The sequence below is a fragment of the Enterococcus camelliae genome (genome assembly GCF_042685105.1).
GTDB lineage: Bacteria > Bacillota > Bacilli > Lactobacillales > Enterococcaceae > Enterococcus_G > Enterococcus_G camelliae.
Map to the genome: position 1 here is coordinate 1 of NZ_JBHUMO010000061.1, position 21,399 is coordinate 21,399.

Sequence of the window (21,399 nt, forward strand, 5' to 3'; positions counted from 1 at the left end):
TCGATTCCGGTCCTCGGCATTAAAAAGATGCGCCCATAGCTCAATTGGATAGAGTGTTTGACTACGGATCAAAAGGTTAGGGGTTCGACTCCTCTTGGGCGCGTTCATCGGGAAGTAGCTCAGCTTGGTAGAGCACTTGGTTTGGGACCAAGGGGTCGCAGGTTCGAATCCTGTCTTCCCGATTTATACTTAGTTTTAAAGGGGCCTTAGCTCAGCTGGGAGAGCGCCTGCTTTGCACGCAGGAGGTCAGCGGTTCGATCCCGCTAGGCTCCATTATCATTTTAATATGATTTTCGCGGTGTAGCTCAGCTGGCTAGAGCGTCCGGTTCATACCCGGGAGGTCGGGGGTTCGATCCCCTTCGCCGCGATTAGAGCCTGGACCTTTAGCTCAGTTGGTTAGAGCAGACGGCTCATAACCGTCCGGTCGTAGGTTCGAGTCCTACAAGGTCCATAGCGGCATTGTAAGCAACACATATGGAGGATTACCCAAGTCCGGCTGAAGGGAACGGTCTTGAAAACCGTCAGGCGGGTAAAACCGTGCAAGGGTTCGAATCCCTTATCCTCCTTTTTCTTATTATCGCGGGATGGAGCAGTCTGGTAGCTCGTCGGGCTCATAACCCGAAGGTCGTAGGTTCAAATCCTACTCCCGCAATTAAAAACTAAATATGGTTCCGTGGTGTAGGGGTTAACATGCCTGCCTGTCACGCAGGAGATCGCGGGTTCAATTCCCGTCGGGACCGCTTTTTTGGCTCGGTAGCTCAGTTGGTAGAGCAATGGATTGAAGCTCCATGTGTCGGCAGTTCGATTCTGTCCCGCGCCATTCTTATGCGGGTGTAGTTTAGTGGTAAAACTACAGCCTTCCAAGCTGTTGTCGCGAGTTCGATTCTCGTCACCCGCTTTAGTTTTTAAATGGGCCTATAGCTCAGCTGGTTAGAGCGCACGCCTGATAAGCGTGAGGTCGATGGTTCGAGTCCATTTAGGCCCATATATTTTTATTTTTTGGTCCGTTGGTCAAGCGGTTAAGACACCGCCCTTTCACGGCGGTAACACGGGTTCGATTCCCGTACGGATCATATATCTTGTGGAGGATTACCCAAGTCCGGCTGAAGGGAACGGTCTTGAAAACCGTCAGGCGGGTAAAACCGTGCAAGGGTTCGAATCCCTTATCCTCCTTTTTCTTATTATCGCGGGATGGAGCAGTCTGGTAGCTCGTCGGGCTCATAACCCGAAGGTCGTAGGTTCAAATCCTACTCCCGCAATTAAAAACTAAATATGGTTCCGTGGTGTAGGGGTTAACATGCCTGCCTGTCACGCAGGAGATCGCGGGTTCAATTCCCGTCGGGACCGCCATGCGGGTGTAGTTTAGTGGTAAAACTACAGCCTTCCAAGCTGTTGTCGCGAGTTCGATTCTCGTCACCCGCTTTTAGTTTTTAAATGGGCCTATAGCTCAGCTGGTTAGAGCGCACGCCTGATAAGCGTGAGGTCGATGGTTCGAGTCCATTTAGGCCCATAGTTTCAAATATTTGGTTTTGGGGAAGTACTCAAGTGGCTGAAGAGGCGCCCCTGCTAAGGGTGTAGGTCGGGAAACTGGCGCGAGGGTTCAAATCCCTCCTTCTCCGTTTTAGCATGGTCCGTTGGTCAAGCGGTTAAGACACCGCCCTTTCACGGCGGTAACACGGGTTCGATTCCCGTACGGATCATAGAAGCATTCTTAGGAATGCTTTTTTTTATTTTCAAAAATAATGAAGTGGATATCTCATATGTGAGTTCTGACTAATTTCATTTCAAGTAGTGCTTTTTCAAAGAGAAACGTGGTATAATCAACTCGTTGCAAGTTCCCGAAAGGATTCGCATATGAACGAAGAGCGAAGATGCCTTGTAACCGAATAGATATTTAGGGGGAATAAAAATGTCAGAAAAACACTTATTTACTTCAGAATCTGTTTCTGAAGGTCATCCAGATAAGGTTGCTGATCAAATCAGTGATGCGATTTTGGATGCGATTGTCGAAAAAGATCCGGAAGCCCGTGTAGCTTGTGAAACGTCAGTCACCACTGGCTTGGTTCTTGTTTTTGGTGAAGTATCCACGAAAGCCTACGTGGATATTCAGAAAGTTGTCCGTCAAACAATCAAAGATATTGGCTATACTCGAGCAAAATATGGCTTTGATGGGGATAATGTTGCAGTATTAGTAGCTCTCGATGAGCAGTCGCCGGATATTGCTCAAGGTGTGAATGAAGCACTAGAAATTCGCGGCTCGCAAGGGGACAAATTAGATGAAATTGGCGCAGGTGACCAAGGTCTAATGTTTGGTTTTGCTGTGGATGAAACACCTGAATTAATGCCGTTACCAATAGCTTTGAGTCATCGTTTGGTTCGGAAATTAGCAGAATTGCGAAAAACAGGTGCATTGAACTATTTGCGTCCAGATGCAAAATCTCAAGTGACAGTAGAATATGATGAGAACGGGAAACCGTTGCGCATCGATACTGTGGTTATTAGCACCCAACATGATGAAGAAGTTTCCAATGAAACCATTCATAAAGATGTCATTGAAAAAGTCATTAAAGCAGTCATTCCTAATGAATTGCTGGATGAACAGACAAAATACTATATTAATCCAACAGGACGTTTTGTTATCGGGGGTCCTCAAGGGGATGCAGGTTTAACGGGAAGAAAAATCATTGTGGATACGTATGGTGGTTATGCCCGACATGGCGGCGGAGCGTTCTCTGGAAAAGATGCGACAAAGGTGGATCGATCGGCTAGCTATGCTGCCAGATATATTGCCAAAAATATTGTTGCAGCAAAATTAGCAAGTAAAGTAGAAGTTCAGTTAGCCTACGCGATTGGTGTTGCACAACCCGTCTCCATCAGTATTAATACATTTGGTACAGGAATTGTGGCTACAGACAAGTTGATTGAAGCCGTTCGTAAGAATTTTGATTTACGACCAGCGGGAATTATTGAAATGTTGAATTTACGTCGTCCTATTTATAAACAAACAGCAGCGTATGGACATTTTGGTCGTACAGATATCGATTTGCCTTGGGAGCACACGGATAAAGTTGATGCATTATTGGCAAGTGTGAAGGAATAAAGAGGCGACTTCTATTGAGAGTGTTTAGCTCTTAATAGAAGTTTTTTTATGTATTTTTTGGAGGATGATATGGAGAAAAAAACAAATATTCGTGCGGTTACAGCTGCGGTTTTTGTAGCAACTTTTATGACAGCAATTGAAGGAACAATCGTCACTACAGCCATGCCAACAATCGTCGGTTCACTCAAAGGAATTGAAATAATGAATTGGGTTTTTTCTATTTATTTGTTAACAAATGCCATGTTAACACCTGTATATGGAAAACTTGCCGATATGATTGGAAGGAAGCCTGTTTTTTTATTTGGTACAATTATTTTTATGATCGGATCAGCTTTTTGTGGTCTTTCTTATTCAATGATTCATTTGATTGTTGCAAGGGCAATTCAAGGAATTGGGGCCGGAGCGATGATGCCAGTTGCATTTACCATCGTGGCTGACCTGTATTCACCTGAAAAGAGAGGGAAAATACTTGGTCTAACTAGTACAGCTTGGGGAGTAGCGAGCGTTGTTGGGCCGTTAGCTGGTGGAATCGTAGTAGATGTGTTTAGTTGGCATTGGATTTTCTTTATTAATGTACCAATAGGTTTCTTACTCATTTGGTTGATAGGAAAGTATTTAATTGAAGAAAAAAGGCCAAAGTTGAGAAAGAAAATGGATATTCTTGGAAGTTTCGTCTCTATGATTACGCTTATGTTTTTTTTGATTGGTATTCAATATTTGGGAGATGAAGGCCCATCGTTGCGGGTGGGATTCTTTTTTGCTATTAGTATTCTGGGGATTCTTTCCTTTATTCAAATTGAAAAGCGGGTAGAAGATCCATTAATTTCTCTAGACTTATTTCGGAATCGTGTCTTCGTTGTCGTAAATGTTATTGCCGCATTGGTGAGTGGCTTTTTGATGGGTGTTGAAGTGTACATACCGATGTGGATGCAAGGTGTTTTAGGAATGAGTGCAGCTATCGGAGGACTTGTATTAGCACCACAATCAATTCTTTGGGTGTATGGATCATCAGTAGCAAGCCGTTGGTTGGGCATTTTTTCTTTACGAAAAAATTTGTTGATTGCATTATTGATAACACTTGTGGGAGGAATATTACTATTTCTCATGCCTTTTACAACTCCTTTTTATGTTTTCTTGATGATTTCAGGTGTGATAGGCATCGGGATGGGTGCGACAATTGTTGTCACGACGGTGAGTGCCCAAAATAGTGTGGCACATGAACAGCTAGGTGTAGCGACTTCATTCAATACGCTAGCCAAAACGTTGGGTCAAACCATAATGATTGCTGTATTTGGTATTATTTTTAATACCTCAACGGCCAATCATTTAGCAAAGCTCACGATTCCAGTTCCTGAAGATGCGATGAATCAATTGGTTAACCCACATACGGCGAAATTATTGCCTGCTGAATCATTGCCTGCTGAATCATTGCAAGCATTGCGTCATGTCTTGTATCAAGGGTTGCATAGTATCTATGGACTGGCAATTTTACTGGTCATTGTTGCAATTATTTTTTCCCTTACATTAAATCAAAAAACTGGTACAATGGGTACAAAGAAATAGGTGGGTGATAGAATGGCTTTTTTACAAGCAAATATTTTCTCAAATGTGTTGCAGATGGAAGTGATGGTCAATGTAATTCTTCCTCAAAAAACAGAAAAGGCATTCGGGACGAATCAGGCCGGGAAGACCGAAGATATTCCAGTGGTCTATCTTTTGCACGGAATGCATGGAAACCATAGTGTTTGGCAGCGGCGCACATCGATTGAGCGCTATGTTGCGGACAAAGGACTGGCAGTCATCATGCCTTCGACAGATTTAGGTTGGTACACAGATACAACATTTGGGATGAATTATTGGACCTTTATTTCAGAAGAACTACCAGCTATTTGCCAGGAACTTTTCCCGCAATTAACGAGGAAAAGAGAAAAAACATATGCGGTTGGTCTATCTATGGGTGGCTATGGTGCATTAAAATTAGGGATGCGCTGTCCAGAAAAATTTGGCGCGATTGCTTCCTTATCCGGTGCACTAGCCCTTGCTGAAATGCTTGAACAGTTTGAAGAATTGCCGAATCCAGCTTATTGGACGGGTATCTTCGGAGATGTGCATCAGTTTAGAGGATCGGAAAATGATCCCATTCATTTAATTCAACAAGTGGATGTTGCTCAAGCTCCACGTGTATTTGTTTGTGTTGGAACGCAAGACCCGTTATACCCTGCCAGCCAGTATGCTGTTCAAAAAATGAAAGAAAAAGGCATTGCCGTGACGTATGAAGAAGGCCCTGGTGTGCACAACTGGGATTTTTGGGATCATTGGATTCAGCGTGTTTTAGAGTGGCTAGAGGAATAAACAGTATAAAGGAATAAACAGTATAAAGGAAAAAAGAGTGGTCAACAGGAATTGTTGATCACTCTTTTTGTCAGTTTAGTTATTTTTTTTCGATACAAAACAAGAGAGGTGGTGAGTTGCGTTGATTGATAAATTGATAGGTCATTACTTGATACATTTCTTGCGGTAAGGTTTGGCAAAAAGTTTGTAATTGGCTTAATTCTTCGTGACCACCCGGATGACCATAGTAGGCAACCAGTATAATTCGACCATTTGGTGACAAAACGGGTAGCATTTGATTGACGGCTGCTAATGTATTTTTACTATTTGTAATAATTGTTTTGTCACTATTCGGCAAATAACCCAGATTGAATATGGCTAGTTTCATGGAAGTGTTGGCTGGAAAAAAATGTGCGAAATTTTCGTGACCAGCATGAATCAATTTGGTTTGTGAGAACATCTTCGCCGCGACTAGTCTTTTTTTGGTCGATGCTACGGCTTGTTCTTGGACATCAAAGGCATAGACTTGCCCACTTGTTCCAACTAGTTGGGCTAAAAACAAGGTGTCATGTCCGTTGCCCATTGTAGCATCGACAACACAATCACCAGGTGCCACAATTTCTTTTGCTAATTGATGACTATAGGTTAGCGCTGTAGGTAGCATTTTTTTTGGCTTCTTTCTGTTGTAATAATTTTCCTTGAAAACTGTTTCTTCTCTCCAATTCATGGTCGATTGCATTTAAAACTTCCCATTTTTGTAAACTCCACATAGGGCCAATTAAAGAATCCCAAGGAGCATCACCTGTTAAGCGATGAATGATGATATTTTGGGGAATGATTTCTAACTGATCACAAATAAGAGAAATATAGGTATCTTTTGATAATAATTGCAGACGGCCTTCATGGTAATCTCGAATCATCCGCGTATTTCTCATTAGATGGAGCAAATGCAACTTGATGCCTTGTATGTCTGAGTCCTGAATCGTGCGTTGAACATTCATCATCATCATGTCATAGGTTTCTCCGGGAAGGCCATTAATAAGATGGGTACAAACACGAATGTTATGCTTGCGCAGTTTTTCTACTCCTTCAAGATAGATTTGATAGGAATGCGCCCGATTGATCAGTTGGCTTGTTTGGTCAAAGGTTGTCTGTAAGCCTAATTCCACCCAGAGATATAGTCGTTTGTTTAACTCAGCCAGATACTCGACGACCTCGTCTGGTAAACAATCTGGTCTAGTACCAATCGAAAGACCGACAACGCCAGGCAGATTAATGACTTGTTCAAAGCGTTCTCGAATAATCGCGATTGGTGCATGGGTATTGGTAAAATTTTGAAAATAGACAATATATTGAGCGACACCAGGCCACTTTTTGTGCATTTGATCGACTTCTTTATAAAATTGTTGTGGTAGAGGGTCGTGGGGGGCAACAATCATATCACCTGAACCAGAAACACTACAAAAAGTACAGCCACCATGTGCGACAGTGCCATCTCGATTGGGGCAGTCAAATCCACCATCAATAGGCACCTTAAATAATTTCCCACCGAATTTATCGCGAAGTGCACCATTCCATGTATGATATCGTTTGCCAGCACTATCATGATAAAAAGAATTACTCATGCTCATTCATCTTCTTTCAACTTTGTTTTTGAGTAAATCGCCAAATAAATCGTTTTTTTTTGAAGAGAGGATACGTGAAACCCAGCCATGCAAGGCCTTCTGAATAGCCTGCAAGAATATCACTTGGGTAATGAACACCTAAGTAGATGCGGCTAATTCCAATGCTAAGAATCAGAAAAATACAAATGGCACGCAATCCCCATTTTATCCAAGGTGAATCAATAAAAAATGGAATGAAAAGGCACAAGGTACCATAAAAAATCATACTACCATTTGCGTGACCACTAGGAAAACTAAAACTATTTTCCGTAACCAAATGCAAAAGGGTCGGGCGTGGGCGCATAAAAAAGAGTTTAATCAGCGGATTAAAAATAGCAGCCATTCCAATGACACCTAAACTAAGCCATAATGCTTCAGCATATTTTTTCCAGAAAAGAAAAAGGCAAAGAAAAGTAACAAAGAGAATAGTCATGGTAGAAGGATTGCCAAACTTGGTTACCCAAAGAAAAAAAGAATGCCAATGGGGATAGTCAAAGCGGACAAGATTGGTTATTTTTTGGTCAAATGAATGCAACCAATGCGGATAGAATTTGACAGTATAGCCAAGAAACATGAAAAGCAACAGAAAGCAGCTACCAATAAATTGACTATATAACTTGGTGGTTTGTTGTGAAGTTTGCATGAAACAATTCCTTTCAAATCAAAATAAACGTGTGACTATTATACCATAGCTTTGAAACGGCAAGTTAACATTAGTGAGTACTCGCAAGGTAGGCTTCGTTTTATTACATGAAAGGACGTTAGATTACAAAGAAATTACATTTGGGAAAATTGATTGTTTAAGCTTTTATTAAGGAATAGTTAAAGTTATACTAAAGATAGTTTCGAGAAATTGGAGGGGAAATGATGAAAGAGGCGGAATCTCGTAAGACCATACATAATAAACAAACAAAATCAGCTCGTCGCTACCAACTTATGAAACAACAGGCAGCGTTAATGGGAACTGCAATGACAGCTTGTTCGGTCATCGCACCACTATTACCGGTCAAAGCTGTTTTGGCGACAGAATCAACGAGTGGATATACTGCATCCACGTACAGCCAAACAAGTTTTATTCATACCTTAGCAGCATTTGCAACACCAATTGCCAATGCGAATGATCTATATGCATCTGTCATGATTGCTCAAGCAATTGTGGAAAGTGGTTGGGGACAAAGTGCACTATCGCAAGCTCCTAATTATAATTTATTCGGGATTAAAGGCAGCTACAATGGTCAAACAGTTTATATGAATACGCAAGAGTATTTAAATGGGGAATACGTGACAAAAAACGAACCATTTCGTCAATACCCTTCTTACGCAGAATCCTTTCAAGATAATGCCTATGTCATCAAGAATGTTTCATTCGGTGGAAATTACTATTATGCAGGTGCATGGAAAAGCAACACCAATTCTTATGCAGATGCGACAGCATGGTTGACTGGTCGATACGCGACTGCCCCCAATTATGCTACAGTGTTAAACCGGGTTATTACTCAGTACAATTTGACGCAATATGATACGCCAAGTTCCGGCGTATCGGATACAGCAACAGAGGATACAGTCACGACAACAACAACATATACGGTAGTCAGTGGCGATTATTTGAGTAAAATAGCGAGTAAATATGGTGTAACAGTAGCACAATTAAAAACTTGGAATAATTTGAGTTCCGATTTGATTTTAGTGGGTCAGAAGTTAAAAGTGAATGCCACTAGCACAAGCAGCGCTAATACCACATCGAATACCAACACAAATACCAATACCAATACAACCGCGACGACATACACGGTAGTCAGTGGCGATTATTTGAGTAAAATAGCGAGTAAATATGGTGTAACAGTAGCACAATTAAAAACTTGGAATAATTTGAGTTCCGATTTGATTTTAGTGGGTCAGAAGTTAAAAGTGAATGCCACTAGCACGAGCAGCACTAATACCACATCGAATACCAACACAAATACCAATACCAATACAAATACCAATACCAATACAAATACCAATACAACCGCGACGACATACACGGTAGTCAGTGGCGATTATTTGAGTAAAATAGCGAATAAATATGGTGTAACGGTGGCGCAATTGAAAGCTTGGAATGGATTAAGCTCCGACTTGATTTTAGTGGGTCAGAAGTTAAAAGTGAATGCCACTAGCACAAGCAATACGAATACCACATCGAATACCAACACCAACACAAATACCAATACAAATACCAATACAACCGCGACGACATACACAGTAGTCAGTGGCGATTATTTGAGTAAAATAGCGAATAAATATGGTGTAACGGTGGCGCAATTGAAAGCTTGGAATGGATTGAGCTCTGATTTGATTTTAATCGGTCAGAAGTTGAAGGTTCAAGCCGCCAACTCAATTGGCAACAATACAACGACATCAACGAACAACACCACAACCAATAACAGTACAGCCAACAGTAACACCACAAGCAACACGAGTAGTGTCGCTAGCTATACGGTGGTTGGTGGGGATTATCTTGGAAAAATAGCGAATAAATATGGCGTAACAGTGGCACAATTAAAAGCCTGGAATAATTTGAGTTCCGATTTGATTTTAGTGGGTCAAAAGTTGAAGGTCCAAGCTACCAACTCAACAATAACTACTACAACGCCGATCGTAACAACAACGAAACCATCAAGTAATAGTACAGCTACGAAGACCTATCAAGTGGCTCGTGGGGATAGCCTTTGGAAAATAGCACAAGCCAATGGATTATCAGTCAATGCTTTAAAAGCGATGAATCAATTGTCTTCAGATATTATTTTGATTGGTCAGACGCTGAAATTAGGGTAAGTCGTTGAACTTTTTCAGAAAATTTGATAGACTAACATCATACAAAAAATACCTATCACGTTGATAAGGAATAGTAGGAGCGTTTGAATCTTAAGAGAGCATATGGCTGGTGGAAATATGTGGACAAACCTTTGAACTCACCTTAGAGTGTTATTTTCTGAGACAGTTGTTTAAGAAAATACGGTCGTTCCGTTATCACGTTGAGCCTTTTCACAAGGAAAAAATAGGTGGTACCGCGTAAATGGAAGCAAACGCCCTATAAGAAGCAGAGTCATGCTTCTTATAGGGCGTTTTTAGTTTGAAGCACAAGAAGGAGTGGCGAAAGTGAGTTATAATCACGAAGAAATTGAAAAGAAATGGCAAAAATATTGGGCAAAACACAATACGTTTAATACCCATGACGAACCAGAAAAACCTAAATTTTACGCACTAGATATGTTTCCTTATCCCTCTGGTCAAGGATTGCACGTGGGTCATCCAGAAGGCTACACAGCGACTGATATCTTAGCGCGAATGAAAAGAAGCCAAGGATATAATGTCTTACATCCAATGGGGTGGGATGCGTTTGGTTTACCTGCGGAGCAATATGCATTGGATACAGGAAATGACCCTGCAGAGTTCACCAAAAAAAATATTGAAACATTTCGTCGTCAAATCAATTCATTAGGATTTAGCTACGATTGGAATCGTGAAATTAATACCACTGATCCAGACTATTATAAATGGACCCAATGGATTTTTACCAAATTATATGAGAAGGGTCTAGCTTATGAAGCAGAAGTAGCAGTAAACTGGGTTCCTGAGTTGGGCACAGTAATTGCGAATGAAGAAGTGATTGATGGAAAAAGTGAACGCGGCGGCTATGATGTTGTACGCAAGCCAATGCGTCAATGGATGTTAAAAATTACAGCCTATGCCGATCGATTATTGGAAGATTTGGAAGAGGTAGATTGGCCAGAAAGTATCAAAGAAATGCAACGCAATTGGATTGGCCGATCCGTAGGGGCAAATGTGACTTTTTCAGTAGACGGTACTGATAAAGACTTTACAGTATTTACGACACGTCCAGATACATTATTTGGTGCGACGTATGCTGTACTTGCGCCTGAATTAGACTTGGTGAAAGAAATTACGACACCAGAGCAAAAAGCAGCGGTGGATGCGTACATTGAAGAAGCAGCAAAAAAATCAGACTTAAATCGGACGGATTTGGCAAAAGAAAAGACCGGGGTTTTCACAGGTGCCTATGCCATCAATCCGGTCAATCAAACAAAAATTCCAATCTGGATTGCAGATTATGTACTAGCTTCCTATGGTACCGGAGCGATTATGGCCGTACCTGCCCATGATGAGCGAGATTACGAGTTTGCGCAAACATTTGGATTGGCAATTGTTCCAGTTTTAGAGGGTGGAGATGTGAATCAAGCGGCTTTTACAGGTGATGGCGTTCACATTAATTCTGAATTTTTAAATGGATTAGATAAGCAAACGGCGATTGATACCATCGTTCAATGGTTAGAAGAACGCCATATTGGGAAAAAAGAAGTCAGCTATCGCCTAAGAGATTGGTTGTTTTCTCGTCAACGTTATTGGGGAGAACCAATTCCAATTATTCATTGGGAAGACGGTACAACGACGGCTATTCCGGGAGAAGAGTTACCTCTACGTTTGCCAGTGACGGAAGATATCCGTCCAAGTGGAACCGGAGAATCTCCACTGGCCAATATCCATGAATGGGTAAATGTTGTTGATCCTGAGACAGGGAAAAAAGGTCGTCGTGAGACCAATACAATGCCACAATGGGCTGGAAGTTCTTGGTACTTCTTGCGTTATATTGATCCACACAATAAAAAAGCCTTGGCAGATTATGACAAATTGCAACGCTGGATGCCAGTTGATATTTATATCGGTGGGGCAGAGCATGCGGTTCTTCATTTATTATATGCACGTTTCTGGCATAAATTCCTGTATGATTTAGGTGTTGTTCCAACCAAAGAACCATTCCAAAAATTATTTAATCAAGGAATGATTTTGGGTGGCAACAATGAAAAAATGTCCAAATCAAGAGGCAATGTTGTCAATCCAGACGATGTCGTGACCCAATACGGAGCGGATACTTTGCGTTTGTATGAGATGTTTATGGGACCATTAGATGCTTCAATTGGTTGGAGCGAGAATGGATTAGAAGGAAGTCGGAAATTCTTAGAACGGGTTTGGCGTTTAATTGTAGATGAAGACGGAAAATTACGTGATCGCATCACCACCATTAATGATGGTTCTTTAACGAAAGTATACAATCAAACAGTAAAAAAGGTAACGGAGGATTACAATCAATTACACTTTAATACAGCGATTTCTCAAATGATGGTCTTTATTAATGAGGCATATAAAGCAGAGTCATTATTCTATGATTATGTTGAAGGCTTTGTGCAACTATTGGCACCAATTGCCCCACATATCAGCGAAGAACTATGGGCTATTTTAGGTAATGAAGGTGGTATTTCCTACGTTCCTTGGCCAACTTATGATGAAGCTGCTCTAGTCGAAAATGAAGTTGAGATGGTCGTACAAGTCAATGGTAAAGTTCGTTCAAAAATAATAGTAGCGATGAACGAAGCCAAAGAAATTGTTGAAAGTCTCGCTCAAAATGATTCAGTAGTACAAGACTATCTTGCTGGTAAAACCATCCGTAAAGTGATTGTGGTGCCAAATAAATTGGTCAACATTGTAGCCAATTAAACTAATTAAACGGTAGGAAAAGGACAGATAGCGCCTAAGAGGCATGGACATGTTGTATCGGTATCTCGTTGTCATGACGAGTGAAGTAACGAGGGTTTTGCTTAATATGATTCGCGAGATACCCATCAGCAAACTGGTCTATTAAGTGTGGAACTTATCATTGATAGGGATAAAAATTTCAAAATGTTTTCTTAGAAAAAATGGAATACCAGACGATTCTTTCTTTCAAAAAAGACCTCCAGACTTCTTGATCATTCAAGAACAGTCGGAGGTCTTTTTGGTGGGAGCTGTTATGGTGCAGAGGGTTGTTCTATCCTTTATCGACTGGACACCGCAACAACAGCTCACTTGTTTGAGCGTGTTGACTGATAAGTGGTCGACGTGCGATTATTTGGCTACCAAATGTTTGATAGAAGTGAAGCGCATCGTTTTGCTCGAATACTTCAATATACATAAACGACGATGAGTGCTCTTTTATTTTATTTCGGACAGTGTCAAATAACTGTCGACCAATTCATTGCTTTTGAAAAGCTTGCAATAGGTATAATGTAGCAAGATAAGGACAGTTCTTTTTGGGCGTTTGACGCATTGCCAGTGATGAAAAACCAACAATGGCTGCGTCCTTTTCGGCCACAAATACTGCTCTTCGTTGTTTGATATCGTTTGAAACCAATGCTTCTGGCGTTCTTGAACCTGCAGTGAGTCAAGAAATGTTTGCGAAAAAATATCAGCATAGGTTTCTTGCCAACTTTGAATATGAATCTTGGCGATGGAAGCAGCATCAGCGGGTGTAGCATGGCGAATGTGTAGTCGATTCAAGAGAAAGGTCCCTCTCTTTAGGTTAGTATTCATAACTACATTGAAATAACCTGTGCGCAGAAAACAGATTTGAAAAGACAAAGAAAAGTGACGATTAGCAAGGTTGTGCTAACTGCCACTTTTCTTTCTTTTTCATATAAGATTAACGACCATCTTCTGCATCATAAGTAACGTCAACATTGCCGTGAATGGCTTTCGAATAAGGGCAAATGCCATCAGTTTCTTTCATATAGTTAAGTGTATCTTCCTTTGAAACACCGTCGATTTTGCCAATTAAATGAACAGCTAAATGCAACGTAGTAAAATCTGGTAAATCGCCTAACAAAGTGACCTCTGCACGAACTGTTCGATGTTTGTCACCTAGGCCATCTCGTTCTAGTGGAAAGACCATTGCGCCATTAAAGCAAGCTGAAATACCCGCTGCAAATAATTCTTCAGGATTGGTATAACCTTCTTTTTTGGTGCCTGTTGTTTTGACTTCTAAGTGTCCATTTAAGGACTTGCTTACACCTTCGCGGCCGCCTTCATTAATGACGGTTGACACTGCCATTTTTTTGCTCATCAAAAATCGTCCTCCTTATTTGTTTTTACAACTTCACTATAGTACATCTAGTAGTAAAAACAAAAGAAAGTGCTTGCAACAACAAGACAATTGTCAAAATTGTTTCACAAGCACAAAGCAATTAAGGTCATTTCATTAATTGTTGGATCACTTCATAGTCGCCTAAATAAGGTTCACTTACACCATTGACTTTCATTTCTTTCTCCGTCCCTTTCCCACAAATGGCCACAATATCATTGGTCGAAGCATGGCTGAGAGCTAGCGCAATCGCCTTTTCACGATTGGTTTCAACAGTGACAGGCAATGCGTCGTTTTGGATATGCAAAATGATTTCTTGTGCGATGGTAGCTGGATCTTCAAAGTTAGGGTCATCACTCGTTAGAATCGCTTCATCCGCAATTTCTGAGAGTGCTTTGGCAATATCTGCTCTCCGACTCAATGCTTTGCCCCCAGTACTACCTGTCAAAATAATCACTTTTCCATTTGGTCGCAATTGATGTCCAAGGTCACCAACCGCTTTGATACTTAGATAATTATGCGCAAAGTCAATCAAAATCAATGGGTAATTAGGTTTGTCAATGACATGCATGCGCCCAGGGATGACGGTTTTTGCCAATGACTGGTGATTGATTTTTTCTGAAAAGCCAAGTAAATGACTAATGAGCAAGGCTGCCGTGGCATTATCATGATTAAAGGTACCCAAAATAGCTAATTGATAGCCACTTTCCAAGTCCGCAAAGGCTAAGGTGTGTGCAATCAAATCGAAGGAACGGGCATCTTCTGCATCTTGAATTTCGATATCTGCTTCCAGAGAACGACCAAATGTCACGTAAGGAACTTGATAAAGGGTACAAGTCTCTGCTAACAAGTCAAAGTAATCACTGTCCACATTCAAAATCATCTGTTTGCTGTGCTGAATAAGTTGTCGCTTGCAATAGAGATAATCATCAAAGGTGGGATGTTCAATGGGACTAATGTGATCGGGACTAATATTGAGAAAAATACCAAATTCGAAAGTTAGACCAAAAACACGTTTGGTTTTGTAAGCTTGTGAGGATACTTCCATTACTAGATGAGTCAATCCATTATCAACGGCTGTTGCCATCTGCTTATACAAATCAAGTGCTTCCGGTGTTGTGAGATGAGACCGAGTGTAATTGATACCATCCAAGGTTGTCTCTTCAGAAGAAAACAGGGCAGTTTTATGATTGGTCGCCTGTTCAAGAATATCCTTTAAGAAATAGGCACAACTAGTTTTGCCTTTGGTACCAGTAATCCCAATTTTGGTCAGCTTATTTTCTGGATGGTCATAAAAAAATTGTGCAATTGTGGCCATTGCTTCACGAATATCGGTTACAATGAGACCCACGGCTTGAATCTGTTCATAGGGTTGCTCTGCAATATATACTTGTACGCCATTGGCAATGGCTTGTTCCAAAAAGTCAACTTTGAATTGTTGTCCTTTACAAAAGAAGAGAGTTGTTGCACCTGCTTCTCGGGAATCGTAAGAGAGGGATTGAAACATATGCTCCACAATGGGGTGATCAGGTAGTGTCATATGCCATTGATTTTGGACAACGATTTCTTTAAGCATCTGTTCGCGAATGAGTACGGCATAAATGTCTTTTAATTTTTTTTGGTACATAAATAAACTCCTCTGACAAATAATCATTGAACGTATTATACCACAGACACCACAATTTTTTTATCGGGATTGGTTCTCTTTATGAGTCAAGTGAAAGATTTAAGTAAATGGTTTGTTTAGATACAGAAGTGGTGTTTTTTTTGGACCTTATTTGACATGGCGCGGGACAAATTTGCCGCAATCGTTCTGTCCGAAAGATAATATTTAAATTCGGGGTTTAGGTTGATAAGATAACTAATAAAAACGATATAAATACTTATTAGAATCGAAACAGCTAAGGTTACGGTAAAATCAACAAAGTGGAGATTTTTTCTGAAAACTTTTCTTTCGTTAAATTTCTTTCAAATTTTTTGTGAATACTTAAGATATTATCAAAATAGTTCACTCTCCCTCTCTGTCTTAGAAAAATTCATTGCTACTGGTATCGTTTCGCATTAAAATAGAAGGTATGTAGAGACAGAAGATGGAGAAGAAAAGATGAAGCAAATGGAGCACAATCAACAGCTAAGTAATGAAGAAAAGATGGCGCGTGGCTCAGCCTGGTTGACCATTGGGAATATTGGCTCACGCTTATTGGGTGCAATCTATATTTTGCCGTGGTATTACTGGATGGGGGAACATGGCAAGTCAGCAAATGCGTTGTTTGGTATGGGGTATAATGTTTACGCGTTGTTCATCATGATATCGACGGCTGGAATTCCTGCCGCTATCGCCAAACAAATTGCGTACCATAATTCGCGAAATGAGTATAAAACAAGTAAGAAATTATTCGTGCGAGCGATGCAATTAATGGCCATTTTTGGAGGCGTTTTTGCACTGATTATGTACCTCAGTTCTCCTTTTTTAGCGAAAATTGCAGGTGGGGGAGAGGCATTAATTCCGACCATGCGTTCTTTGAGTGTGGCCCTTTTAATTATTCCTTTGATGAGCGTCATGCGTGGCTATTTTCAAGCAATCCACGAAATGGCTCCCTATGCGATTTCGCAAATTATTGAACAGTTAGCTCGTGTATTTTATATGCTGCTGACAACCTTTATCATTATGAAGATTCGTGATGGTAATTATGTAGATGCGGTAACACAGTCAACATTTGCAGCCTTTATTGGTGCCATTGCAGGGATGGGCGTTTTGATTTACTATTTCCGAAACGAAAAAGTTCGGATGGACATCAAAGCTGAACATAGTCAAGACGAAGTGGTATTGGATACCAAATCATTGTTGGTAACAACCATTAAAGAATCCATTCCTTTTATTATTGTTGGATCAGGAATTACAATTTTTAAATTAATTGACCAGTTTACCTTTATCCACACCTTAAGATTGTTTGCAGATTATACACAAACACAGGCGATGGAATTATTGGCACTATTTGGAGCAAATCCGGATAAATTGACCATGGTGGTGATTGGTTTAGCTATAGCGTTGGCCTCAGTTGGCTTACCACTGATTACCGAAGCCTATGCATTAGATGATCGTCGTGGCTTAGCGCGCTTGATTAGTAACAATTTGCAACTGTACTTTTTTGTGATGTTGCCGGCGACTTTCGGGATGATTTTATTGGCCTATCCGCTGAATACTATTTTTTATGAACCAAATGTTTTGGGAACCCGTGTCTTGATTGAGGCTTCTTTATCAGGCTTGGTGTTAGGCTTGTTCATGTTGACAGCAAGTATGTTACAAGGAATGTATGAAAATCGTGCGGCTGTCCGTTATTTGCTCATCGGGTTTCTATTAAAATTAGTTTTGCAGATTCCTTTTATTTTCCTATTTGAAGTATATGGACCGTTATTATCAACGACGATTGCATTAAGTGTTACTTGTTACTTGAATATCCGAAAATTGCATGAGATGACCCGCTTCAATCGCATGCTAACGTCAAGAAGAATTGTATTAATTAGTTTGATGACAATGATTTTAATCGTATTAGCAGGTCTAACTCGTTTGATTTTTGGTCAACTATTTTCAGTGGATCATAAGGGAACAGCCTTCTTATTGGTCTTGATTGTCGGAGGGATTGGAAGTGCAGTCTATATATATATGGCACTAAAAATTCGAATTGCTGACAAGTTATTAGGCCCCGGAATGCTTCGTCTCCGACGGAAATTGCATATCAAATAAACGAACATTGTGTACACATAAAAGAGTTACATAAATGAAAAAATCATCCAAAAAATAGGGACAAGTGGCAAAATGTCTCCCAATTTGTCAGCCAATATGACAGAAGGCATCTTCCCACTTCCAATTTTGGGGTGATTTTTTTTATGAGAGGTGATGGCGAGCATGCGTCTAGATAAATTTTTAGCGACTATGAAATATGGAAGTCGTAAAGAAGTGAAACAGTTTATCAAAAAAGGTTGTGTAACTGTAAATGGAGAGATTATTCGCTCGGATCGTTACCAAGTGAATGAAATGGAAGACCAAGTGCAATTTGAAGGTAGGGTAATTCACTATCAAACGGAGTATTACTATATACTTCATAAACCTGCAGGAGTGATATCTGCAACTGTCGATAATTATGACGAAACGGTCATGGATTTATTAGCGGATGAAGATTTCCGGGAGGATTTATTTCCAGTAGGGCGTTTAGACAAAGATACTGAAGGACTGTTAGTGTTAACCAATGATGGACAATTGGCACACCAACTTTTGTCACCAAAAAAACATGTAGAAAAAGAATATATTGCAACCGTATCAGGTATCATGACACAGCGGGATATTGAGCAGTTTGCAACTGGTTTGACAATTGACAAAAACGAACAGTGTTTGCCAGCTAAATTGACCATACTAGCAGTAGATGAGGAACATGAAACAACTCAAATTGCGCTGATTTTACATGAAGGAAAATATCATCAAGTGAAGCGGATGGTTGCAGCTGTAGGGAAAAAAGTGACGTATCTAAAACGTATTCGAATGGGTCAGTTGAGGTTAGATAACTCCTTGGCACTAGGTGAGTATCGGATGTTAACGGCGGATGAAATTCGGCTGTTACAACAAATAACGTAAAGCCAATTACAGCTCGAAAAAGCGTTACTTGAAGGAGCGGCTGGACTGTTAAAAAAAGAGAAATCCATCAATCTACTTTGCCTATCAAACCAAGAAAAGACGGTACTAATTGATGGCTTGCGGGAACAATTCAGCTTAAAAGAACTTCTATCCCAACTCCAGTTATCTAAAAGTAGCTACTTTTATCAAAAACAGATACTTGAACAGCCGGATAAGTATTCTGAAATACGCCAGTTAATTCCCACGATTTTTAATGGCAACTACCGTGCTTATGGCTATCGGAGAATCTGTGAAGCTTTAAAAAAGATGGGCAAAATAATTACTGAAAAAGTCATACGTAGACTGATGACAGAGGAAAATCTGACGGTTACAATTTCTAAACGGAAAAAGTACTCATCGTATGCTGGAGAGATTACCCATGCACAACCAAATTTATTAAACCGTAACTTCGAAGCAAGTAAACCAAATGAAAAATGGTTAACAGATATTACTGAGTTTAAAATTTCTGAAGGGAAAGTTTATTTATCCCCACTTGTCGATTGTTATGACGGGGCTGTTATCAGTTGGACTATTGGAACACACTCTGATGCAATAGTAGTAAATGATATGTTAGACAATGGAATAGCTACTCTTCAAGAACAAGAGCATCCAATCATTCATTCTGACCGTGGAGCTCATTACGGATGGTCGGGCTGGATTGATCGAATGGATGAAGCAAATTTACTCCGATCAATATCTAAAAAAGGTTGTTCACCAGATAACTCAGCATGTGAAGGTTTTTTTGGACGACTAAAAAACGAAATGTTTTACCAACGTGACTGGACAAATACAACAATCAATCAATTTATCAATCAATTGGATGATTATATCCATTGGTATAATAATAAAAGAATTAAGTTATCCTTAGGAGGAATAAGTCCACTTCAATATCGAAAGGCCAAAGGATATATTTGTTAGAAACAGTCCAGAAAAACATCCGCATCCCCCAAAGCCGCAAGAAAGGCTACAGAATACTTAGGATGATCTCTCGTATGCGAGTTTGTGCGATTTTCATTATAGATTCTTGCGCCTGAGACGGCAATATACTGTTCGTAATAGTTGCGTTGATAGTCAAGTTGGCGCATTTTTCCGGATTGGCTGCCTCCTAATTCGCACGCCATTTCAGCTTGTGTATAGGTACCGCATTTCGCCAGTTGTTCTAATTTTCCACTAAAATCAATTTTTTATACACATGCTCATTGGCTATATTTCAGGGTTCTCGAGAAATAAAGCAAGCCAGTTTGACAGTCGACATAACGTTCTTTTCCAAAATGGTGGCTTTTTTCCTTTCCACCATTAGTATATTACAGTTTCTGCCTTTCATCCTTTCAGATGAATGAGCTTGCGAATTCATGCATATTTAACAGAGAGCCAGAATTCCTTCTTTTCGGCTTTTCTTATCTGTCCCTCAAATGTTTTCCATTCGATGCTCTTTTTTCAAATAGAATCCATTTTTCTGTAACTTTTTAAAACCACTACCTATAGTCGGGGGGAGAGGGGTATCCGTAAATAGGAAAGGATAAAGAAAATTATCATGCTATCATGTTCAACAAACCGAATTCTATGTGCTTTTCGCACACCTAAATTAGTGGTAATAAATATGCCCTAGCTTTAATCAAAAAGTTGGTGGAATGAATTATTCAGGAACATACTATCCCTTGTGTTATTTTTGATAAAATAGTATATTTTCGATGATCATATTCTTTCAAAAAAGCTAGTAACTCAGTAGATTTCTTAATATTTTTTTTATAAACTGAATTAAAAAAATCAAATGAAATATTTATATTCAAAGAAAATTTTTCGCTAGTAAAATTTTTTTTGAATGTTTTTTCTAATAAAAATATGTCTTCAGATTTATTTTTATAATACAAAAACTGAACAGTGTTTATATATAAATCACTAAGTAATTTTTTTACAAGCTCTGGATTAACATCCCAAAAAAAGTTTAAACTTTTAATTATCTTTTTATATAAATCCTTCAAAATGTCTTTCTTATCATCCCAAAATATGAATAAAGTTAATATTAATAATTCCAATTCTAATAAACTTAGAATCTCACAATCGTACAAATATTCTTTCATATATATACAATTTTCTAAATTAAAATCTTTTCCAGATGTTACATTATACGAATACTATAGTGCATATGCTGCAGAACTTAACATTCTTTCTATATTTGAATTAGAATAATGAAAATCATTATAAATAGCCTTTAATTTTTCAATAGATTCCATATCAAAATCATAATAAATATCTAGAATATTTTTGATAGAAATATTAGAATAATTATATAAAGACAAATCATACATATATATAAATTCTTCAAATGTAACATTTAATCTTTCTAATATTTGGTGAAATTTTGTGACTTCTATTGAGTACTCACCTTTCTCGAATTTAGAAAAAAAATTTCTAGATACAATATCTAAATATATCTCTTTTTGAGTTATTTTTTTTTTCTCTCTTAAATCTTTTATACACGGACCATAAGAAAACAATATATCTCCCCCTGTATTTTGCGACGTAATTCAAAATATATTAAAATAATCCGTTGATAAAAGTCTTCCAAACTTTGATAGATTGTTTATGGCAGAATAAAAGTACACACGGTTGCAGCGCAAAAGTGCATAGTCCCGCAAATCGCTTAAGATATATTAAAAAGCCATTGCGGGCAACCTGAAAT

General features: G+C 39.4%; 15 protein-coding genes, 19 tRNA genes, 2 pseudogenes, 1 riboswitch and 1 other annotated feature. Of the genes and pseudogenes, 27 read left to right on the forward strand and 9 right to left on the reverse strand.

The window, feature by feature from the left end; translation table 11 throughout:
- The first annotated feature begins 29 nt into the window (after positions 1–29).
- The 22 genes from ACFSR0_RS10430 to ACFSR0_RS10535 all read left to right on the forward strand — a co-directional run bounded on the left by ACFSR0_RS10430 (position 30) and on the right by ACFSR0_RS10535 (position 5,452).
- Positions 30–103, forward strand: a tRNA-Arg gene (locus ACFSR0_RS10430).
- 5 nt (positions 104–108) lie between these two features.
- Positions 109–182 (forward strand) — tRNA-Pro (locus ACFSR0_RS10435).
- A gap of 18 nt (positions 183–200) precedes the next feature.
- Positions 201–273 (forward strand) — tRNA-Ala (locus ACFSR0_RS10440).
- Positions 274–294: 21 nt separating this feature from the next.
- Positions 295–368, forward strand: a tRNA-Met gene (locus ACFSR0_RS10445).
- Between the two features lie 9 nt (positions 369–377).
- A tRNA-Ile gene (locus ACFSR0_RS10450) sits at positions 378–451 on the forward strand.
- Positions 452–476: 25 nt separating this feature from the next.
- Positions 477–566, forward strand: a tRNA-Ser gene (locus ACFSR0_RS10455).
- Between the two features lie 12 nt (positions 567–578).
- Positions 579–652 (forward strand) — tRNA-Met (locus ACFSR0_RS10460).
- A 15-nt stretch (positions 653–667) separates the two neighbouring features.
- A tRNA-Asp gene (locus ACFSR0_RS10465) sits at positions 668–740 on the forward strand.
- Positions 741–747: 7 nt separating this feature from the next.
- Positions 748–820 (forward strand) — tRNA-Phe (locus ACFSR0_RS10470).
- Between the two features lie 7 nt (positions 821–827).
- A tRNA-Gly gene (locus ACFSR0_RS10475) sits at positions 828–898 on the forward strand.
- A gap of 13 nt (positions 899–911) precedes the next feature.
- Positions 912–985: transfer RNA gene (locus ACFSR0_RS10480), tRNA-Ile, on the forward strand.
- Between the two features lie 16 nt (positions 986–1,001).
- Positions 1,002–1,073: transfer RNA gene (locus tag ACFSR0_RS10485), tRNA-Glu, on the forward strand.
- Positions 1,074–1,083: 10 nt separating this feature from the next.
- A tRNA-Ser gene (locus ACFSR0_RS10490) sits at positions 1,084–1,173 on the forward strand.
- A gap of 12 nt (positions 1,174–1,185) precedes the next feature.
- A tRNA-Met gene (locus ACFSR0_RS10495) sits at positions 1,186–1,259 on the forward strand.
- 15 nt (positions 1,260–1,274) lie between these two features.
- A tRNA-Asp gene (locus ACFSR0_RS10500) sits at positions 1,275–1,350 on the forward strand.
- Between the two features lies 1 nt (position 1,351).
- A tRNA-Gly gene (locus ACFSR0_RS10505) sits at positions 1,352–1,422 on the forward strand.
- A gap of 14 nt (positions 1,423–1,436) precedes the next feature.
- Positions 1,437–1,510: transfer RNA gene (locus ACFSR0_RS10510), tRNA-Ile, on the forward strand.
- A gap of 21 nt (positions 1,511–1,531) precedes the next feature.
- Positions 1,532–1,619: transfer RNA gene (locus ACFSR0_RS10515), tRNA-Ser, on the forward strand.
- Positions 1,620–1,628: 9 nt separating this feature from the next.
- A tRNA-Glu gene (locus ACFSR0_RS10520) sits at positions 1,629–1,700 on the forward strand.
- A 123-nt stretch (positions 1,701–1,823) separates the two neighbouring features.
- Positions 1,824–1,912: riboswitch (SMK box riboswitch) on the forward strand.
- Positions 1,910–3,100, forward strand: a complete 1,191-nt coding sequence (gene metK, locus ACFSR0_RS10525; protein ID WP_379982548.1) for a methionine adenosyltransferase — start codon at positions 1,910–1,912, stop codon at positions 3,098–3,100. Its footprint overlaps the riboswitch before it by 3 nt.
- Before the next feature lie 69 nt (positions 3,101–3,169).
- Entirely contained in the window at positions 3,170–4,663 is a 1,494-nt protein-coding gene (locus ACFSR0_RS10530; protein ID WP_379982550.1) for an MDR family MFS transporter, read from the forward strand.
- 12 nt (positions 4,664–4,675) lie between these two features.
- On the forward strand, positions 4,676–5,452 hold the full coding sequence (locus ACFSR0_RS10535) for an alpha/beta hydrolase (RefSeq protein WP_379982552.1): 777 nt from the start codon (positions 4,676–4,678) through the stop codon (positions 5,450–5,452).
- 79 nt (positions 5,453–5,531) lie between these two features.
- Here the strand turns inward: ACFSR0_RS10535 and ACFSR0_RS10540 are convergent, their stop codons facing one another.
- The 3 genes from ACFSR0_RS10540 to ACFSR0_RS10550 are packed head-to-tail and all read right to left on the reverse strand — an operon-like array spanning position 5,532 to position 7,738.
- The gene (locus ACFSR0_RS10540; protein WP_379982554.1) at positions 5,532–6,095 is read right to left on the reverse strand and encodes a tRNA (mnm(5)s(2)U34)-methyltransferase; all 564 of its coding nucleotides are present in this window, start codon (positions 6,093–6,095) and stop codon (positions 5,532–5,534) included.
- Entirely contained in the window at positions 6,070–7,056 is a 987-nt protein-coding gene (locus ACFSR0_RS10545) for a TIGR01212 family radical SAM protein (protein ID WP_379982556.1), read from the reverse strand. The genes ACFSR0_RS10540 and ACFSR0_RS10545 overlap by 26 nt, the downstream gene beginning before the upstream one ends.
- A 16-nt stretch (positions 7,057–7,072) precedes the next feature.
- Positions 7,073–7,738: a phosphatase PAP2 family protein gene (locus ACFSR0_RS10550; protein ID WP_379982558.1), complete on the reverse strand. Its 666-nt coding sequence runs from the start codon at positions 7,736–7,738 to the stop codon at positions 7,073–7,075.
- A 221-nt stretch (positions 7,739–7,959) separates the two neighbouring features.
- Here ACFSR0_RS10550 and ACFSR0_RS10555 point away from each other — a divergent pair, with 221 nt between their 5' ends.
- Both ACFSR0_RS10555 and leuS read left to right on the forward strand, forming a co-directional pair.
- On the forward strand, positions 7,960–9,909 hold the full coding sequence (locus tag ACFSR0_RS10555; RefSeq protein ID WP_449260604.1) for a LysM peptidoglycan-binding domain-containing protein: 1,950 nt from the start codon (positions 7,960–7,962) through the stop codon (positions 9,907–9,909).
- A 51-nt stretch (positions 9,910–9,960) separates the two neighbouring features.
- Positions 9,961–10,171 (forward strand) — a binding site (T-box leader).
- Positions 10,172–10,233: 62 nt separating this feature from the next.
- On the forward strand, positions 10,234–12,648 hold the full coding sequence (leuS, locus tag ACFSR0_RS10560) for a leucine--tRNA ligase (RefSeq protein WP_379982562.1): 2,415 nt from the start codon (positions 10,234–10,236) through the stop codon (positions 12,646–12,648).
- 474 nt (positions 12,649–13,122) lie between these two features.
- On the opposite strand, the gene ACFSR0_RS10565 is transcribed toward leuS, so the two are convergent.
- The 3 genes from ACFSR0_RS10565 to murE all read right to left on the reverse strand — a co-directional run bounded on the left by ACFSR0_RS10565 (position 13,123) and on the right by murE (position 15,674).
- Positions 13,123–13,467, reverse strand: a complete 345-nt coding sequence (locus ACFSR0_RS10565; protein WP_379982564.1) for a hypothetical protein — start codon at positions 13,465–13,467, stop codon at positions 13,123–13,125.
- 142 nt (positions 13,468–13,609) lie between these two features.
- Entirely contained in the window at positions 13,610–14,029 is a 420-nt protein-coding gene (locus tag ACFSR0_RS10570; RefSeq protein ID WP_379982578.1) for an Ohr family peroxiredoxin, read from the reverse strand.
- 127 nt (positions 14,030–14,156) lie between these two features.
- Positions 14,157–15,674 carry a UDP-N-acetylmuramyl-tripeptide synthetase gene (gene murE / locus ACFSR0_RS10575; RefSeq protein WP_379982566.1) on the reverse strand — a complete coding sequence of 506 codons (1,518 nt, stop codon included), beginning with the start codon at positions 15,672–15,674 and terminating at the stop codon, positions 14,157–14,159.
- Between the two features lie 477 nt (positions 15,675–16,151).
- Between murE and ACFSR0_RS10580 the strand changes: the two genes are divergently transcribed.
- The 3 genes and pseudogenes from ACFSR0_RS10580 to ACFSR0_RS10590 form a co-directional block, all read left to right on the forward strand.
- Positions 16,152–17,792, forward strand: coding sequence for a putative polysaccharide biosynthesis protein (locus tag ACFSR0_RS10580; RefSeq protein ID WP_379982568.1), 1,641 nt, complete (start codon positions 16,152–16,154; stop codon positions 17,790–17,792).
- Between the two features lie 162 nt (positions 17,793–17,954).
- A complete protein-coding gene (locus ACFSR0_RS10585; RefSeq protein ID WP_379982570.1) occupies positions 17,955–18,677 on the forward strand; it encodes a pseudouridine synthase in 723 nt (240 codons plus the stop codon).
- Positions 18,678–18,680: 3 nt separating this feature from the next.
- Positions 18,681–19,634 (forward strand): annotated as a pseudogene (locus ACFSR0_RS10590) (IS3 family transposase); the annotation flags it as partial.
- A 23-nt stretch (positions 19,635–19,657) separates the two neighbouring features.
- Here ACFSR0_RS10590 and ACFSR0_RS10595 read toward each other — a convergent pair.
- The 3 genes and pseudogenes from ACFSR0_RS10595 to ACFSR0_RS10605 all read right to left on the reverse strand — a co-directional run.
- Positions 19,658–19,897 (reverse strand): annotated as a pseudogene (locus tag ACFSR0_RS10595) (IS30 family transposase); the annotation flags it as partial.
- Between the two features lie 459 nt (positions 19,898–20,356).
- Positions 20,357–20,797, reverse strand: a complete 441-nt coding sequence (locus tag ACFSR0_RS10600) for a hypothetical protein (RefSeq protein WP_379982574.1) — start codon at positions 20,795–20,797, stop codon at positions 20,357–20,359.
- 54 nt (positions 20,798–20,851) lie between these two features.
- Entirely contained in the window at positions 20,852–21,214 is a 363-nt protein-coding gene (locus tag ACFSR0_RS10605) for a helix-turn-helix domain-containing protein (RefSeq protein WP_379982576.1), read from the reverse strand.
- Positions 21,215–21,399 lie beyond the last annotated feature (185 nt).

What these genes read in the sequence shown, in the direction of transcription:
- metK (WP_379982548.1), top strand. Translation starts at nt 1,910, where the DNA reads ATGTCAGAAAAACACTTATTTACTTCAGAATCTGTTTCTGAAGGTCAT.
- ACFSR0_RS10530 (WP_379982550.1), top strand. Translation starts at nt 3,170, where the DNA reads ATGGAGAAAAAAACAAATATTCGTGCGGTTACAGCTGCGGTTTTTGTA.
- ACFSR0_RS10535 (WP_379982552.1), top strand. Translation starts at nt 4,676, where the DNA reads ATGGCTTTTTTACAAGCAAATATTTTCTCAAATGTGTTGCAGATGGAA.
- ACFSR0_RS10540 (WP_379982554.1), bottom strand. Translation starts at nt 6,095, where the DNA reads ATGCTACCTACAGCGCTAACCTATAGTCATCAATTAGCAAAAGAAATT.
- ACFSR0_RS10545 (WP_379982556.1), bottom strand. Translation starts at nt 7,056, where the DNA reads ATGAGTAATTCTTTTTATCATGATAGTGCTGGCAAACGATATCATACA.
- ACFSR0_RS10550 (WP_379982558.1), bottom strand. Translation starts at nt 7,738, where the DNA reads ATGCAAACTTCACAACAAACCACCAAGTTATATAGTCAATTTATTGGT.
- ACFSR0_RS10555 (WP_449260604.1), top strand. Translation starts at nt 7,960, where the DNA reads ATGATGAAAGAGGCGGAATCTCGTAAGACCATACATAATAAACAAACA.
- ACFSR0_RS10570 (WP_379982578.1), bottom strand. Translation starts at nt 14,029, where the DNA reads ATGAGCAAAAAAATGGCAGTGTCAACCGTCATTAATGAAGGCGGCCGC.
- murE (WP_379982566.1), bottom strand. Translation starts at nt 15,674, where the DNA reads ATGTACCAAAAAAAATTAAAAGACATTTATGCCGTACTCATTCGCGAA.
- ACFSR0_RS10580 (WP_379982568.1), top strand. Translation starts at nt 16,152, where the DNA reads ATGAAGCAAATGGAGCACAATCAACAGCTAAGTAATGAAGAAAAGATG.
- ACFSR0_RS10585 (WP_379982570.1), top strand. Translation starts at nt 17,955, where the DNA reads ATGCGTCTAGATAAATTTTTAGCGACTATGAAATATGGAAGTCGTAAA.
- ACFSR0_RS10600 (WP_379982574.1), bottom strand. Translation starts at nt 20,797, where the DNA reads ATGAAAGAATATTTGTACGATTGTGAGATTCTAAGTTTATTAGAATTG.